17 protein-coding genes and 2 tRNA genes are annotated in these 16,094 nt (G+C 56.3%); 8 read left to right on the top strand and 11 right to left on the bottom strand.

Annotated elements, in window-relative coordinates; all coding sequences use genetic code 11:
- Positions 1-106: 106 nt before the first annotated feature.
- A complete protein-coding gene (locus BFV67_RS08935) occupies positions 107-919 on the top strand; it encodes a MetQ/NlpA family ABC transporter substrate-binding protein (RefSeq protein ID WP_008500616.1) in 813 nt (270 codons plus the stop codon).
- Between the two features lie 110 nt (positions 920-1,029).
- A complete protein-coding gene (gene fumD, locus BFV67_RS08940; RefSeq protein ID WP_023343959.1) occupies positions 1,030-1,239 on the top strand; it encodes a fumarate hydratase FumD in 210 nt (69 codons plus the stop codon).
- Here the strand turns inward: fumD and BFV67_RS08945 are convergent.
- The 4 genes from BFV67_RS08945 to BFV67_RS08960 are packed head-to-tail and all read right to left on the bottom strand — an operon-like array spanning position 1,220 to position 4,313.
- A complete protein-coding gene (locus BFV67_RS08945; protein WP_069598167.1) occupies positions 1,220-1,906 on the bottom strand; it encodes an amino acid ABC transporter permease in 687 nt (228 codons plus the stop codon). The two genes, fumD and BFV67_RS08945, sit on opposite strands and share 20 nt — an antisense overlap.
- The gene (locus tag BFV67_RS08950; RefSeq protein ID WP_023292644.1) at positions 1,890-2,666 is read right to left on the bottom strand and encodes an amino acid ABC transporter permease; all 777 of its coding nucleotides are present in this window, start codon (positions 2,664-2,666) and stop codon (positions 1,890-1,892) included. The genes BFV67_RS08945 and BFV67_RS08950 overlap by 17 nt, the downstream gene beginning before the upstream one ends.
- Entirely contained in the window at positions 2,666-3,481 is an 816-nt protein-coding gene (locus BFV67_RS08955) for an amino acid ABC transporter ATP-binding protein (RefSeq protein ID WP_039023848.1), read from the bottom strand. Before BFV67_RS08955 ends, BFV67_RS08950 begins: the two co-directional genes overlap by 1 nt.
- Before the next feature lies 1 nt (position 3,482).
- Complete coding sequence (locus tag BFV67_RS08960; protein ID WP_084832774.1) at positions 3,483-4,313, bottom strand: ABC transporter substrate-binding protein; 831 nt, start codon at positions 4,311-4,313, stop codon at positions 3,483-3,485.
- Positions 4,314-4,558: 245 nt separating this feature from the next.
- On the opposite strand from BFV67_RS08960, the gene BFV67_RS24430 reads away from it, so the two are divergent.
- Positions 4,559-4,726: a hypothetical protein gene (locus BFV67_RS24430; RefSeq protein WP_008500610.1), complete on the top strand. Its 168-nt coding sequence runs from the start codon at positions 4,559-4,561 to the stop codon at positions 4,724-4,726.
- Positions 4,727-4,870: 144 nt separating this feature from the next.
- The gene (locus BFV67_RS08970) at positions 4,871-6,277 is read left to right on the top strand and encodes a DUF1996 domain-containing protein (protein WP_069598168.1); all 1,407 of its coding nucleotides are present in this window, start codon (positions 4,871-4,873) and stop codon (positions 6,275-6,277) included.
- Between the two features lie 45 nt (positions 6,278-6,322).
- Here the strand turns inward: BFV67_RS08970 and BFV67_RS24175 are convergent, their stop codons facing one another.
- On the bottom strand, positions 6,323-6,463 hold the full coding sequence (locus BFV67_RS24175; protein ID WP_008500607.1) for a hypothetical protein: 141 nt from the start codon (positions 6,461-6,463) through the stop codon (positions 6,323-6,325).
- 125 nt (positions 6,464-6,588) lie between these two features.
- On the opposite strand from BFV67_RS24175, the gene BFV67_RS08980 reads away from it, so the two are divergent.
- On the top strand, positions 6,589-7,371 hold the full coding sequence (locus tag BFV67_RS08980) for an MBL fold metallo-hydrolase (protein ID WP_069598169.1): 783 nt from the start codon (positions 6,589-6,591) through the stop codon (positions 7,369-7,371).
- 72 nt (positions 7,372-7,443) lie between these two features.
- On the top strand, positions 7,444-8,079 hold the full coding sequence (locus tag BFV67_RS08985; protein WP_023292639.1) for a carbonic anhydrase: 636 nt from the start codon (positions 7,444-7,446) through the stop codon (positions 8,077-8,079).
- A gap of 28 nt (positions 8,080-8,107) precedes the next feature.
- Here BFV67_RS08985 and BFV67_RS08990 read toward each other — a convergent pair whose 3' ends face one another.
- From BFV67_RS08990 to mdtK, 4 genes are all read right to left on the bottom strand, one after another.
- Positions 8,108-9,703, bottom strand: a complete 1,596-nt coding sequence (locus BFV67_RS08990) for an FAD-NAD(P)-binding protein (RefSeq protein ID WP_069598170.1) — start codon at positions 9,701-9,703, stop codon at positions 8,108-8,110.
- Between the two features lie 119 nt (positions 9,704-9,822).
- Positions 9,823-9,899, bottom strand: a tRNA-Val gene (locus tag BFV67_RS08995).
- A 4-nt stretch (positions 9,900-9,903) separates the two neighbouring features.
- Positions 9,904-9,980, bottom strand: a tRNA-Val gene (locus BFV67_RS09000).
- 153 nt (positions 9,981-10,133) lie between these two features.
- Positions 10,134-11,507, bottom strand: coding sequence for an MdtK family multidrug efflux MATE transporter (gene mdtK, locus BFV67_RS09005; protein ID WP_021241123.1), 1,374 nt, complete (start codon positions 11,505-11,507; stop codon positions 10,134-10,136).
- Positions 11,508-11,731: 224 nt separating this feature from the next.
- On the opposite strand from mdtK, the gene BFV67_RS09010 reads away from it, so the two are divergent.
- Positions 11,732-12,373 carry a riboflavin synthase gene (locus BFV67_RS09010; RefSeq protein WP_008500602.1) on the top strand — a complete coding sequence of 214 codons (642 nt, stop codon included), beginning with the start codon at positions 11,732-11,734 and terminating at the stop codon, positions 12,371-12,373.
- Between the two features lie 31 nt (positions 12,374-12,404).
- Here the strand turns inward: BFV67_RS09010 and cfa are convergent, their stop codons facing one another.
- Together cfa and punC are read right to left on the bottom strand one after the other, a co-directional pair.
- Complete coding sequence (gene cfa, locus BFV67_RS09015) at positions 12,405-13,553, bottom strand: cyclopropane fatty acyl phospholipid synthase (protein WP_069598171.1); 1,149 nt, start codon at positions 13,551-13,553, stop codon at positions 12,405-12,407.
- Between the two features lie 298 nt (positions 13,554-13,851).
- Entirely contained in the window at positions 13,852-15,051 is a 1,200-nt protein-coding gene (gene punC, locus BFV67_RS09020) for a purine nucleoside transporter PunC (RefSeq protein WP_069598172.1), read from the bottom strand.
- 114 nt (positions 15,052-15,165) lie between these two features.
- Between punC and punR the strand changes: the two genes are divergently transcribed.
- Positions 15,166-16,077 (top strand): DNA-binding transcriptional activator PunR, encoded by a 912-nt coding sequence (punR, locus tag BFV67_RS09025; protein WP_008500598.1) that lies wholly within the window; start codon positions 15,166-15,168, stop codon positions 16,075-16,077.
- Positions 16,078-16,094 lie beyond the last annotated feature (17 nt).

The following is a 16,094-nucleotide window of genomic DNA, read 5'->3' on the forward strand; positions in this document are numbered from 1 at the left end:
TTCACCCCAGTCACTTACTGTATGTAAGCTCCTGGGGATTCACTCACTTGCCGCCTTCCTGTGACTCGAACTATTTAGGGTAACAACAACACACAGGAACCACATCATGAAAAAGACACTGACACTGATCGCCGCTGCAACCCTGAGCGCCCTGAGCTTCGCCTCCTGGGCCGACACCCTGACCGTGGGGGCATCCAACACGCCGCATGCGGAAATTCTGGAGCAGGCTAAGCCGATTCTGGCGAAGCAGGGGATCGACCTGGAGATTAAACCGTTCCAGGACTACATTCTGCCGAACACCGCGCTGGCGGGTCATGACATCGACGCGAACTATTTCCAGCACATTCCTTACCTGAACAGCGTGCTGAAAGATCATGCGGGCGATAAAGACTATGATTTTGTCAGTGCGGGCGCGATCCACATTGAGCCAATCGGTATCTACTCCAAAAAATACAAGTCGCTGAAAGACCTGCCGGAAGGCGGCAAAATCATCATGCGTGACGCGGTTTCTGAAGAGGGGCGTATTCTTTCCATCTTCGAGAAAGAGGGCGTGATCAAGCTGAAGCCGGGCATCGATAAAGTCACCGCGCGCATCAGCGACATCGTCGAGAACCCGAAAAAGCTGAAGTTTACGCCTAACGTGGAAGCGTCTCTGCTGCCGCAGATGTACAACAATAACGAAGGCGACGCGGTGGTGATTAACGCCAACTACGCGATTGACGCGGGTCTGGATCCGGTTCACGACCCGATTGCGGTTGAGAGCGGTGAAAACAACCCGTACGCTAACATCATTACCGTGCATCGCGGTGACGAGAAGAAGAAAGACATCGTCGCGCTGGTGAACGTGCTGCACTCGAAAGAGATTCAGGACTGGATCCGCACCAAGTACAAAGGCGCGGTCATTCCAGTAAACAACTAATTGACTGATTTTACAGATGAAGCCCGGTGAGTCTCTCGCCGGGCTTCTTTTTTGTATCCGGCAGGAGAATCATTTAAGCTCAACGTTTAACAGGCAATGGAGTGATGACGATGGGTAACGTGACCAAAGATGAAGCGCTGTACCAGGAGATGTGCCGGGTGGTCGGAAAGGTGGTGCTTGAGATGCGTGATTTAGGGCAGGAGCCAAAGCATATTGTCATTGCCGGTGTTCTGCGTACCGCGCTGGCGAACCAGCGCGTGAAACGCAGTGCATTGACAACCGAAGCGATGGAAACGGTGGTTAAAGCGCTGGCCGGATAAGGCGCCAGCGCTTCGCAAGCTGCTCAAGCGAGCAGCAGAGCAGGTAATAGACCACGCCCGTAAAGATAAAAATGGCCGCCGGGTAGATTTGCACCCGGTTGTTGACCTGTCCCGCCACCGTGGTCAGCTCCGGGACGTTCACGATAAACGCCAGCGACGTATCCTTCAGCAGGCTGATAAAAATCCCCACCAGCGACGGCAGAATATTCCCCAGCGCCTGCGGCAGCAGCACGCGCCACAGGGTTTGCTGCGTGCTGAATCCCTGTGACAGCGCGGCTTCGAACTGCCCGGTCGGCAGCGCGCTCAGCCCGGCCAGGACCGAGTGCATCACGGTGGCCGCCGTAAACCAGGCCAGCGCCAGCGTGACGGTCAGCGCTCCCGGCAGATCGCCCCCGGTGATGAGCGGCAGGAGATACCACATCCAGAAAATCACGAAGATGAGCGGGATCCCGCGAATCAGCTCTGCCCATAAAAAGAGGGCTTTGCGCACGAGCCCGGTAAAGCGCCAGGCCAGGCACGCGAGCGCAATCCCCGCGGGCAGGGCGATAACGGCTGCTCCAGTCGCCATCATCAGCGAGAGCAACACGCCCCCCGGTTCACCGGCTGCCGCGCGTCCCCACAGCAGATAATCGAGGTTATCGGTGATGACATTAAGTCCGGCAATCATGTTTTTCACTCCCTGCGGTGACGACGATCGGACGTTTACGTTTCGCCTGCGGCCCAAGGCGAACCAGCACCATTCCCATGACCAGACCGGTCAGGAGATAGAGTGCGGTACCGAGGGTAAATGCCTCCAGCGCGTGCGCGTTATAGCTTTCGATCTGCCTGACCTGGTAGGTGAGTTCGGCGAAGCCAATCCCGCTGGCGAGCGAGGAGAGCTTCATCAGGTTGAGATACTGTCCCACAACGGGCTGCCAGGCGTTAGCCAGCCCCTGCGGCAGCAGGATGTAGCGAAACACGCGCCACGTAGAGAAACCCTGGGCGAGCGCCGCCTCCCGTTGCCCGGCTGGCACAGACCGCAAGCCTGATTCCACTTCTTCGATTAAAAACGCCGAGGTAAATACGCCCAGCCCCCAGGCAGAGCATAAAAATTCGGGCGTAAACCACCAGACGTCGCCGGGCAGAATGGACCAGCTGTGATCGGCGTTGACCGCGTCGCGAAACGCCTGCGGCAGGCCGTTCCAGGCGGCAAAATACCAGAACAGCAGCTGCACCAGCAGCGGGGTATTGCGAAACAGTGATACCCAGCCGCTGACGATCGCTTTCCCGACGCGTCCACCGGACAGGCGCAGGAGCATAAAGAGCAGTGCGAGCAGGCTGGCCAGCGCGATCCCCGCCAGCGTTACCCACAAGGTGGTGAGAAATCCGGAAAGTATCCACTGCAGAGGCTGTCCGGTCAGTACCCCCTGCCAGTCGAGCGCGGGCATTACAGATGCTCCTGATGCAGCGGGTCCAGCACCTTTTGCAGGAACCGCTGCGCGCGCGGATGCGCTGGCTGGCTGAAAAACTGCGCCGGCGGCGCGGTTTCCAGAATTTGCCCGCCGTCGATAAAGACAATCCGGTCGGCGATTTCCCGGGCAAACTGCATCTCATGGGTCACCACGATCATCGTGATCCCGCTGTGGGCGAGGGCTTTCATCACAAACAGCACTTCACCAATCATCTCGGGATCGAGTGCCGACGTCGGCTCGTCAAAGAGAATGATTTGCGGTGACGAGGCCAGGGCGCGGGCAATCGCCACCCGCTGCTGCTGTCCACCGGAAAGCTCAGCCGGGTAATGGTGGGCTTTTTCCAGCATCCCGACTTTCTCCAGCAGGGCCAGCGCGCGCGCCTGAGCGGGCAGCGGCTTCCAGCCGTGGACGTGCTCAAGCGCCAGGGTGATGTTCTGGCTGGCGGTGAGGTGGGCATAAAGATTGAACTGCTGAAACACAAACCCCACGCGGCTTCGCAGCTGGCGCAGCCCGCTACCGGAGAGCTTTCCGGTAGGCTTGTTGTCGACCAGGATCTCCCCGCCGCTCAGGGGTTCAAGCTGGTTGATAAGACGAATCAGGGTGGATTTACCGGAACCCGACGGGCCAAGGATGGCCACCACTTCACCGGGCGTAATAGTGAGGTTAATGTCGTTTAAAACCTGATGGTCACCGTAGCGTTTGTCCACGTGGCGAAACTCGACGCTGGCCTGTTCCAGATGTGAAAAATCCGCGGCACCGGCCGCGGAGTGGGAAAATAAACCTGAGAGCATATTACTTAGCTTCTATTTTAAAGGCGCGAGGCTGTGGGGCTGGGGTGCCTGGACCAAACCAGACGTCGTAGATTTTAGCCGCCTGGCCGTTCTTCTCGAGATTGACCAGCTCATCGTTGACGGCTTTCAGCAGCGCCGTTTCACCTTTTTTCACCCCGACGCCAATCTCTTCTTTGCTCAGCAGGTCGGGCAGGATTTTGAAGTTGGCTTTATCCGGCGCCTGCGCCAGCAGACCGGCCAGAATGGTGCTGTCCTGAGTGATGGCCTGTACGTTGCCGTTGCGCAGCGCGGTCAGCGCCAGCGGAATATCGTCATAAGAGAGGACGCGGGACTGCGGGAAGCGCTGGTGCAGCGCCTGCTCGCCCGTCGTGCCTTTGACCGCGCCAATGCGCGCCCGGCTGTAGTCATCGAGCTTGTCCGGAGATTTCGCCGGAACGAGGAACTGCTGGCCGGTAACGAAGTAAGGCGTCGAGAAATCAATCACCTGCGCGCGTTCCGGCGTGATGGTGATATCCGCCACAATCAGGTCGGCTTTGCCGGACTGCAGCAGCGGAATGCGGTTGGCCGGATTGGTGGCAACCAGTTCAAGCTTCACGCCGAGCGATTTTGCCAGCGCTTTGGCAAAGTCCACGTCGTAACCCACAATCTCATGCGTTTTGGCATCAATCGAGCCAAACGGCGGGTTGGCATCAAACGTGGCGACTTTCACCACCCCTGCTGCCTTGATATCCGCCAGCTGATCGGCCTGCGCCTGCGCTGAAAACAGGCCCCAGGCTGCCACTACGCCCAGAACCAGCGTCCGTTTTTTAAACCCTTTCATTTTTGCTGCCATAGTCATACGCCATCCCGTTGTTTTTGTTTTACCCCGTTACGCTCCCATAAGGGAAAGCTATCGCCAAATAAGAAATCGTTCTTTGCTATGAGCAAAAAAGCATTAGTGAACAAGGTGTTAATGAAGCGTGAAAAGGACGGGGCGCTATTTGCAGATCCTGCACATCGACAGTGGATTTTGGTATTTCCCCTGCACGGGAGTGGGGTGCTTAACTGAAGGCAGATACGGCGAGAGAGGGTAAAACGATGAAAAAATGGATCAGCACGTTACGGCGGTTTTTTGCGACCCGACCAGCGAATGCGGAGAACAGCGCGCAACGTGTTCTTGAGTCGATACTGCCTGTCGCCAGCCTGTATGGCGTAGACGTTGCCAACATTGACCCGGAGTGGTTCCATGATAAAACGCCACGCTGAACTGCGCCGCACGCGCGAAACGTACTGGAATGAGGTGTGCGTGACGTCTGTAAAGCCTCAAAAGACGGAAAAGTACGCTCTGAATCATTCGGTAAATTAGCCCGCTTTTGTTACCAATGTGTCCTTTCAGTCATGGAGAAAATGATGAAACGGACCACGTTAACACGCGCGCTTTCTGTCCCTGCGCTACTTTTCACAATTCATGCGGCACACGCCGCACCGCAGGCGCATGTTGTTTGCGGCTATTCCCATACCCTTGGCGATGACGCCATTATGATGTACGGCATGCCCAACGAGGCCATGCTGCACGACTTCTTCGGCAACGTGCAAACGGATGCTGACTCCAGCCGTGAATCCCTGCGCCGGGATGAAAAGACCACCTGCGATAACAAAGCCGACAGCTCTGCCTACTGGGCACCTTCGCTTCGCCTGCCTGACGGTACGGTCGTCAAACCGGCGTATCAAAAAACCTATTATCAGGCATCGAACGTGGACGCCTGGCCGCTACACCCTTTCCCGGCGGGGCTGTCGCTGCTGGCGGGCGACCATCACGGTAGTGCGCCGAATCCACATATCACCTTTTTATGTGCCAACGGCAAGGGTTACACCACCAAAACCGGTGAGGTCTGCGGCTTGCGCAAGGCGAACGATGCCGTGCAGTTTAATATCGGCATTCAGTTTCCTAACTGCTGGGATGGAGTGAACCTGAAGCCTGCCCATGGTCTGATTAACGCCACCTACGACGTCAAGGGGCAGTGCCCGTCCACCTTCCCGGTGAAACTTCCCACCGTGAACATGAACATTGCTTACGTACTCCCGACGATTAGCTCGCTTGATACCAGCAAAGTGCAGCTCTCCATGGACCCCATCATGCACGGCGATGAGCGAGAAGAGCGGTGGGGTAGCCTGTATACGGCGCATGCAGATTTCATGAACGGCTGGACGGAAGACGCCGCGCGCTTTATGACTGACCTGTGCATGAACCGCGGGTTAGATTGCGGCACCACCGTCCCGTATGGTTATTCCAGAGCGAAGGCCAACGTCTGGCTCAGCAGCCTGGAGCCAGACCTCTCCCAGCCCGAACCGCAGGTTTTACTGGTGCAGGATAACTGGCAGAACGGGGGACGAACGAAAAACAGCGAAACGCTGTCGCTGGTGAAGTTCCACATTCCCCCTCTGCCTGCCGGGCAGGATCCTTCGCAGTTTACATACCGCGTGCGGATTTATGGCGGCAAAGTGGAAACTAACGGTGCCGATCAGATCTTCTTCTATCCGGCCAGCAATGACTGGGATCCTGCTACCGTAAGATGGGCCTCGCGTCCGGCCTGTAACTATCGCTCCGACGCAGTGCTCTATCTGAACCATTCTCGTGAATACCGGATGGTGAACGTGGACAAAGCCGTGCGCAAGGCGCTGGCGGAAGGAAAAACCGAAATCTCGTGGTATATCGGCGGTGATCGCCAGGGGAATCATTACCAGTTCGAACCGGCGTCTTCATCAGAAAGCCTGGTTCTGATGCTAACGGGGTTTAAAAAGACGCCTGAGCTGTAATCTTCCCCGCAATGAAAAAAGCACCGGTTTTCCGGTGCTTTTTTATCAGATCTTGCAGGCGTCGCCGCAGTCGTCGTCGGCAATAATCGCCTGCGCTTTTTTATCCGCATCGTCCAGACGTTCTGCGTTACGCTCTTCCGCTTCATCCAGACCGTTAAAAACTAAGTTATCGAGATCAATTTCCATCTTGCACCTGCTCTGTTCGGTTTTTGATACTGGCACAGTATAGGGTAAAAAACGCCAGCAATGTACCTCGCAGCACATAAGGATAATCCCTGCCATACTCAGTGCTTTATCACTGAGGAGCGCTCATGATTACACTCTGTAGAACCTGCGGTACTTCTTATGAGGGAACGCCGGAGAGATGTGCCATTTGCGAGGATGAACGTCAGTATGTCCCGGCCAGCGGCCAGGCGTGGATCGATTACGCGACGGTAACGGCAACACACGCCAACAAATGGCAGCAGCTGGAGCCGCACTTATTCAGTATCAAGACGGTACCCGCTTTTGCCATTAACCAGCGGGCACTCCTCCTGCGTACCCCCCACGGTAACATTCTCTGGGACTGCATCGCCAACCTTGATCCTGCAACCCAAACGCTCATCGCCGCACTCGGCGGCCTTCGCGCGATTGCGATTTCGCATCCGCACTATTACACCACGATGCAGGAGTGGGCCGCGGCTTTCGACGCGCCGGTCTATCTGCACGTGAGCGATAGCGAATGGGTGATGCGCGACAGCCCGGCGATTCATTTCTGGGATGGCGATGCGCTGGAGATAGTACCGTCGGTTACGCTGCTGCGTCTCGGCGGGCATTTTGCGGGCGGAACGGTACTGCACTGGCAGGAGGGCGAGGGCGTTTTACTGGCGGGAGATATTTTGCAGGTGACCCCAGGGAAAGAGGCCGTGTCGTTCATGTGGAGCTACCCGAATATGCTTCCGCTGCCTGCCCGTACGGTTGAGGACGTTACCCGGCGCCTGGCGGGAAAATCGTTCGCCCGTCTTTACGGCGCGTTCGAAGGGCAGAACATTCCGGCAAACGCCGATGACATCGTGCAGCGGTCGGGCCAGAAATATATTGCTTGTCTCAAGTGAAGCACGGTGGGTAAACTTTGCGAGTGTGATCTCGATCATGCCTAAACGAAAACAGATAAAAGAGAAATTGCTATGCAACATATCATTGAAGGTTTTCTCAGCTTTCAAAAAGAGATTTTCCCGCAACGTAAAGAGCTCTTTCGCAGTTTAGCGTCCAGCCAGAATCCCAAAGCGCTGTTTATCTCCTGCTCCGACAGCCGTCTGGTCCCTGAACTGGTCACCCAGCAAGAGCCGGGACAACTCTTTGTTATTCGTAATGCTGGCAACATTGTTCCACCGTTCGGGCCGGAGCCAGGCGGCGTCTCTGCAACTATCGAGTACGCGGTAGTGGCGCTGGGCGTGACCGACATCGTGATCTGCGGTCACTCCAACTGCGGCGCGATGAAGGCGATTGCCGATAACGCGAACCTGGAGCCGATGCCTGCTGTATCGCACTGGCTGCGCTATTCCGACGCGGCAAAAGCCGTGGTAGAGAAGAAAAGCTGGGATAAGCCGATCGATAAAGTGAATGCGATGGTGCAGGAAAACGTCTTTGCGCAACTCAGCAACATCAAGACCCACCCGTCCGTCGCGGTGGGCCTGCGTAATAACTCGCTTCGCCTGCACGGATGGGTATACGACATTGAAAGCGGCAAAATTCTCGCCCTTGATAAAGCGACGAAAACCTTCGTCTCGCTGTCTGAAAACCCGGAAGTGTTCTTCGAATAATCTCGCGTTGCAGGGCATGGAAGCCCTGTCAGTTCTCCACGTACGGCAACCGACGCCGTATACCTGAGGCCGGTTTTTCAGCCGCCTTCGCCATCGCTTCTGCAATCTCCGCACACTCTGCCAGCCCCTGAACGAAGGGACGATCGTGCATCAGCCACGGTATTGCGCCGAAGGCGATGCGCCCACGAACCGTATCTGGCGCTTTTAACGTGTAATCCTCGCCGATGTCGGGGATCTCATCGCCCGTCTCCTCAAGCTGTCCGCGCAGCGATGGGAAAGGCAGATCGTTTGTTTTAAGCGGCTTTTGCCCGCGCGCATCAATAAAGACGTCGAAACGATAAACGGTCTCTTGTGTGGTGATGACTGTCCGATCGCTGCCGGCATCAAGCGTGTAATCATCGCCGAGCGCCGCCACGCTAATGATGCCGGCCTCGCGAAGCGCAAGCAGCCTGCGAATAGACTGCGGCGGGATGGCAGCATAATTATCGATAAACACGCGAGCCAGGCCCTGCTTAAAGCGTTTTCTGTCCTGCTCGCTAAGATGGGGAACGATCTCCTGAACGACCTCATGCAGCCGAAGCACGGTGTAGCGCCATGCCACGGTACGGCGCTCGCGTTTATTGCGTTCAACCTCGTTGAGATTCTCTTCCGCCCAGGTAAAGGGCCCGTGGCGCTTACGATCCTCAAACCAGGCCTCACGAATGGTGTCCGCATTAAGCGTACGCAGAGACATTTTCTCGCACCACGCCGGGTCGGCGAGTTCAAGCTCTTTCACCATCAGGGCAAAGACTCGGTCAAGCAGGCCATCCGGTCCTTTGGCTATCTCGCTTTCCACTACGAATTCGGTCAATACCGACAGCGGTTCATAAGGGATGGGGCAGTAAAAATCGGCTTCCGGGAGAATGCCCGTCCGTGACATCAGCGTAATGTTTAACCCTTCGCTGCCGCTGTCGAGGATGAATTTACCGTCACGAAACTCGCCGTGCTGCATCACCACCGCCATAGCCGCGTCCAGGCCACTCAATGAGGTGCCCATAATGCCCACGCGGCAAGGGGGAATGCGGGCGTCCATCAGGCCGGACCACGGGCTTGGGAAGAACGTGCGCGTGGCTTCATCCTCCTCTGGCCAGACGTGGCCGGTGGCAATAACCGCCAGGTCGAATTTATCCGCTAATGTGCGGTCATTGACCGAAATCGTCACGCCGGTTGTCGAAGGGTTGATGTCGGTGACCTTCGCAGATTCATGGACCTCAACCTGGAACCCCAGCTTTTTCGCCTCTTTTACGATTGAACGAAAGCTGTCGCGAAAATACTCTCCCAACAGGAGCCTGGGCAGGAACTGCCGATCGTGCAGGCTGGCTTTATCAACTTTAAAGCGCGCCAGATGGTCGTCGCTTTGCTCCTTAAGCCAGTCGAGGTAGGTCATAAAAATGGGCGGGATTTCAATGCTCGCAATGTTCGCCAGCATCAGCCGGGAATTATCGTCATCGTTATAGGGCATGCCCACGCCAGCTTCATCGGCCTGTTCAAAGACGGAAACGGAGAGTGGGGTATTGTTATTAAGCAGATGATAAAAGGTGTAAATTCCCGTGGGGCCGGAGCCGATAATCGCGATCTTCTTCATCAACACGTTTCCTGTGTTTCTTTCCATAGGAAAAGCGTAGCAGGAGAATAATGATGAAAATAAGGGATTAAGAAAATTCAGGGTAACTGAGGAGAATTTGCACCATTTCAGGACTGAAATGGTGCGTCCGAGTGGACTCGAACCACCGACCCCCACCATGTCAAGGTGGTGCTCTAACCAACTGAGCTACGGACGCAGAATGGTGCGTTCAATTGGACTCGAACCAACGACCCCCACCATGTCAAGGTGGTGCTCTAACCAACTGAGCTATGAACGCAACGTGTTGTCGGTGACAACGGGGACGAATATTAGCGGCACAGCACCGAGGTGGCAAGAGGGAAAATGCAATTTTCTCTCTGATTTCACGCGATTGCTGTATTACCGCGCAAAGTGAAGAGAAAGTAGCCGCCGGGGGGCGGCTACTGCGTATTTAACGTGCAGCGCGTTGCAAAATGATCGTGGATGGCTGGCGCTGCAGGAAGCGCATGCGCAACATCATCATAATTGCCGCCGACGTCAGGCCGATGATAAAGCCCATCCAGAACCCCGCCGGTCCCATGCGGTCAACCACCAGGTCGGTCAGGGCCAGAATATACCCACACGGCAGACCCAGCACCCAGTAGGCGATGAAGGTGATAAAGAAAATGGAACGCGTGTCTTTATAGCCGCGCAGCACCCCGCTGCCAATCACCTGGATGGAGTCCGAAATCTGGTAAATCGCGGCCAGCAGCATCAGGTGCGAGGCCAGCGCGACGACTTCCGGATTGTCGTTGTAGAGCAGGGCAATCTGCTCGCGCAGCGCCACGGTAAAAAGCGCCGTGCAAATGGCCATGCAGACGCCGACGCCCAGTCCGGTGCGCGCGGCGGTTTGCGCATCGAGCGTCGAGCCTTGCCCCAGGCGGAAGCCCACGCGAATCGTCACTGCTGCGGCCAGCGACATCGGCAGGACAAACATCAGGGAGCTGAAGTTGAGCGCAATCTGGTGCCCGGCGACGTTCACAATGCCCAGCGGGGAGACCAGCAGGGCGACCACGGCAAACAGGGTCACTTCAAAGAACAGCGCAAGGGCAATCGGCAACCCTAACTGCACCAGGCGCGTCATGATGTTCCAGTCCGGCGTGCTGAATCTGTTCTCGTTACGAATATCGCGCATGGAGCGGGCGCGCTTCACGAAGGTAAGCATTGAGAAGAACATGACCCAGTAAACGGCGGCCGTCGCCACGCCGCAGCCGACGCCGCCCAGCTCCGGCATCCCGAAATGACCGTAAATAAAAACATAGTTAACGGGAATGTTGACCAGCAACCCGATAAAGCCCATCACCATCCCGGGCTTGGTTTTCGCCAGACCTTCACACTGGTTACGCGCCACCTGGAAGAAGAGATATCCAGGCGCCCCCCAGAGCAGGGCGCGCAGATAGCCCACGGCTTTGTCTGCCAGGGCTGGGTCAATGTTATGCATAGCGCGAATGATATGGCCCGCGTTCCAGAGCACGACCATGATCAGCACAGAGACAAACCCGGCCAGCCAGAAACCCTGGCGGACCTGATGGGCAATGCGCTCGCGGCGCCCCGAGCCATTGAGCTGAGCGATAACAGGCGTGAGCGCGAGCAGCAGACCGTGGCCGAACAGGATGGCCGGAAGCCAGATTGACGTGCCGATAGCAACGGCCGCCATGTCGGTGGCGCTGTAGCCACCTGCCATTACCGTATCCACAAATCCCATTGCGGTCTGAGCCACCTGCGCGACGATCACGGGTATAGCCAGTGCCAATAACTGGCGCGCTTCATTCATGTACTTCTGCACGTGAACACCTTTATTTTGTAGTTATTTGAGAGACTAAAAAAGCCGCCGAAACGGGCAGCAAGAAGAAAATGCAGGGGGTGCCAGCTATTGTAGCGGGCTTTAGCTATTTATCTAGTGAAAAAATCGCCAGAAAATGCGCTCCGCTGGCAACCTGTTTTTCCAACTGTTATTGTGGAGGGATTAAACGGTGTCATCACCGTTCGGAAAAAACAGGAGTTGTAAGCATGTTTACTGGTATTGTGCAGGGCACTGCCAAAGTGGTGTCCATTGATGAAAAACCTAATTTCCGTACTCATGTTGTTGAGCTGCCGGAATATATGCTTGAGGGCATCGAAACCGGCGCCTCGATTGCCCATAACGGCTGCTGCCTGACCGTGACCGAAATTAACGGCAACCAGATTAGCTTTGATTTAATGAAAGAGACGCTGCGGATCACTAACCTGGGCGAGCTGGTAGTAGGCGATACCGTCAACGTTGAGCGCGCGGCGAAGTTCAGCGATGAGATTGGCGGTCACCTGATGTCGGGGCACATCATGACCACTGCCGAAGTGGCGAAAATCGTGACCTCGGAAAATAACCGTCAAATCTGGTTTAAAATGCAGGACCCGTCATTAATGAAATACATCCTCTATAAAGGATTTATTGGCATTGACGGGATTAGCCTGACGGTGGGTGAAGTGACGCCAACGCGTTTTTGCGTGCATTTAATTCCTGAAACGCTGCAGCGCACCACGCTGGGCGCGAAAAAATTGGGGCATCGCGTGAATATCGAAATCGATCCGCAAACCCAGGCTGTGGTCGATACGGTGGAGCGCGTGCTGGCAGCAAAAGAAGCCGCAATAATAAAGACCGCAGAAGAAGAATAAAAAATAACCCCGGCTATCCGGGGTTATTTTTTTAGCGTGCGACACGCAGTCCGTGTTCAATCCCCCGGCTGAATACCACCTGCCAGAGCTGAATATCCCGTGCGCGAAACGCCCCCGCGCAGGCATTCAGATAATAGCTAAACATCCGTTTAAATCGTTCTGAATAGTTGTCCGCAATCTCGGGCCAGGCTTTCTGGAAACGTTCATGCCACGCCATTAAGGTGGTGTCGTAGTCCGCGCCAAAGTTATGCCAGTCTTCCATCACGAAATGGGATTCACTGGCGTTGGCAATCTGGCGAACGGACGGTAAACAACCATTCGGAAAGATGTATTTATTGATCCACGGGTCAACGTTGTTGTCGGTCCGCTTAGAGCCGATGGTGTGCAGCAGGAAGAGGCCGTCCGGTTTCAAATTACGATCCACCACCTCAAAGTAGGTATCGTAGTTTTTTGGCCCCACGTGCTCGAACATGCCGACGGAAACGATCCGGTCGAATTGCTCGTTCAAGTCACGGTAGTCCTGCAGCCGGATATCCACATTAAGACCCTGACAGCGCTCCCGCGCCATTTTTTGCTGTTCCGCTGAGATCGTCACGCCGACCACGCTGACGCCGTAGTGCTTCGCCATAAAATACGCCAGCCCGCCCCAGCCGCAGCCGATATCCAGAACGCGCATGCCGGGCTGTAGCTGCAGCTTCTCGCTGATCAGGCGCAGCTTGGCCTGCTGTGCTTCCTCAAGCGTCGACGCGTCTTTCCAGTAGGCGCAGGAGTATTGCATGAAAGGGTCCAGCATGCGGCTGAACAGGTCGTTGCCGAGATCGTAATGTTCTTTGCCGACGATCCATGCGCGTTTTTTACTTTGCAAGTTAAACAGTCGGGCAGAGGCGACACGCAGGGTGTCTTTCAGATTGCGGGGGAGTTGATTTTCCAGACCGGCGCGCAACACGCTGGCAAAAAAGATATCCAGACGTTCGCACTCCCACCAGCCGTCCATATAGCTTTCTCCCAGGCCTAACGATCCTTCCCGCAACACGCGTTTAAAAAAGTCGGGATGCTTAACCTGGGGATCGGATGGCGAAGATCCGTTGATAGTGATGCCTGCTCGACCTAACAGTTCACTGACGATCCGGGACCAGTTGTCGTCCGGAACGCTGACTTCTTCTATACACGATGAACTCATAGCTTCTCCATCACCCTGATGTGATCAGAACCTTCAAACAGCGTAGACGCTTTTTTTGGTTTGTGAGAAATCTCACGGTAAATACCGCGAGGCTAGTATCCGACGTAGAACAGAGGAAGGGAGATAACCCTTGCCGAAATGCCTTCCATGGTAAAACGGGAGCACTCCGGCTCCCGTTAACACTTAATATTTATCGTATTTAATCGAACCAAATTTAGTATAGGCCTCAAAATTTGGTGATTCAATAGAAAATTGTTAGCAACCTAATCACTGAAATGTAACATGATTTCTGGCGCAATCAGGCATGCGAAGTTTCCACCTGCGCGCCGTTATCCTGCTCGCGCTGCGCGGACGCCTGCATGCGGAAACCCAATACCGCCAGCGCTACGGTGAACAGCATCACGCTGGTGGTGGTCAACAGCGGCGTGGCAATCAGCGCGGAGACCACCAGACTTGCGAGGAAGCACAGACCCAGCTGCAGGGTATTTTGCAGCGCGGCGGCGCGGCCTGTCGCCTGCGGGAACGGACGTAACGCCTGTGCCACCACGATCGGGTAGATCGCTCCGTTCGCCACGGCCATCACGCAGAAGGGGATCAAAATTTCAGCCAGGCCCGCGCCCGGAATAAACCCGACGGCCCAGGTACCGATGACGCTCAGCGCATAGAGCACCAGCAGCCAAGGCAGCATCTGCTGACCTTCCCATTTTTGCAGCGCCGCGCGGCAGCCGTACCCGCCCACCAGGAACGCGATGGTCTGCGGAACATAGCTCAGCCCGATGGCCGCCGGGCTGTAGCCCATATCGTGCAGAATAAACGGCGAGCCGGTGAGCCACGCGAAGAAGCTGGCCGAACAGGCGGCATAAATCAGGACATTCCCGCGATACGCTTTGGCGCTCAGCAGGGAGGTGAAGGTAATCGGCGTCGCGTCGGCATGCGCCTCTTTTTTATGCGCGGGCTTAAGGGCAAACACCGGCAGCATCAGCACCAGCGTGATGGCAAACAGCGTGGCAAAAATGGCCTGCCAGTCAAAGTGCGCGAGGATCCAGCTGCCCAGCAGCGGAGCCAGGGCAGGGGAAAGACCCACCAGCGGCATAATGGTGGCGAAAATACGGTTTGTGCGGTTAGCCGGATAGTAGTCGGTCACCAGCGCCTGCCAGGTCACCGCCGCAGCACAGACGCCCACGGCCTGAACGAAGCGCAGCACCAGCAGCCAGGTAGCATCGCGCACCCACAGCATCCCCAGGCAGCCCACGGCAAAAATGGCCAGACCCAGCAGCAGCACCGGTTTACGGCCGAAGCGATCTGAGAGCGGTCCCCAGAGCAGCTGTGCGAAAGCAAAACCGGCAAGGAACAGGCTCAGGCTGGCGCTGATGGCCGCCGCAGGGGTTTGCAGGTCTTCCTGCATTGCGGCAAACGCGGGCAGGTACATGTCGGTGGCCAAAAAGCCCAGCACGCTTAAGCCGCCGAGCCAGACTAAAAATCCTTTCCTGGGTTGCATTCTTTTATTCTCCTGAGGAGGCAGGTATACGTTGGCGCAGAGTGTAGGGAGTGCAAAGCGGCTTGTGAAACGCTAATATTTGGCGGGTGCATTCAAATTTTTTGCAGGCAGAAAATGTGGTCAGATTATTCTCTTGAAGTGGTCGATGCTGTTGCGCGTAACGGCAGCTTTAGCGGTGCAGCGCAGGAGTTGCACCGCGTCCCTTCGGCCATCAGCTACACGGTGCGTCAGCTTGAGGAGTGGCTGGCGGTTCCGCTGTTTGAACGGCGGCATCGCGACGTGGAATTAACGCCCGCCGGTGCATGGTTTTTGAAAGAAGGGCGTTCTGTTATCAAAAAAATGCAGATCACCCGCGAACAGTGTCAGCAGATCGCCAACGGCTGGCGGGGGCATCTCGCCATCGCGGTAGATAACATCGTGAAGCCGGAACGCACCCGACAAATGATCGTGGATTTCTATCGTCATTTCTCTGACGTCGAGCTACGGGTCTCGCAGGAGGTGTTCAACGGCGTCTGGGATGCGCTGGCGGACGGCAGGGCGGAGATGGCGATTGGCGCGACGCAGGCGATCCCGGTCGGGGGACGTTACGCCTTTCGCGACATGGGGATGCTGAGCTGGAAATGCGTGGTGGCCAGCGATCATCCTCTGGCAGCGATGGAAGGTCCGCTGAGCGACGATACGCTGCGCAACTGGCCGTCTCTGGTGCTGGAGGATACGTCGCGTTCATTGCCCAAGCGTATCACCTGGCTTCTGGATAACCAGCGGCGGGTGGTGGCTCCTGACTGGGAATCATCGGCGACGTGCCTCAGCGCCGGGCTGTGCGTCGCGATGGTGCCCGCTCATTTTGCGCGTCCGCGCATCGATACCGGAGAATGGGTTGAACTGACGCTGGAGAATCCGTTCCCGGACGCGGCCTGCTGCCTGACCTGGCAACAAAATGATGTCTCGCCCGCCATGGCCTGGCTGCTGGATTATCTGGGAGACAGCGAAACCCTAAACCGGGAATGGTTACGGGAGCCAGCGTAGCTGGCCCCGTAAAGGGA

It is taken from the genome of Enterobacter roggenkampii (assembly GCF_001729805.1).
In the GTDB taxonomy this organism is placed as follows: Bacteria; Pseudomonadota; Gammaproteobacteria; order Enterobacterales; family Enterobacteriaceae; genus Enterobacter; species Enterobacter roggenkampii.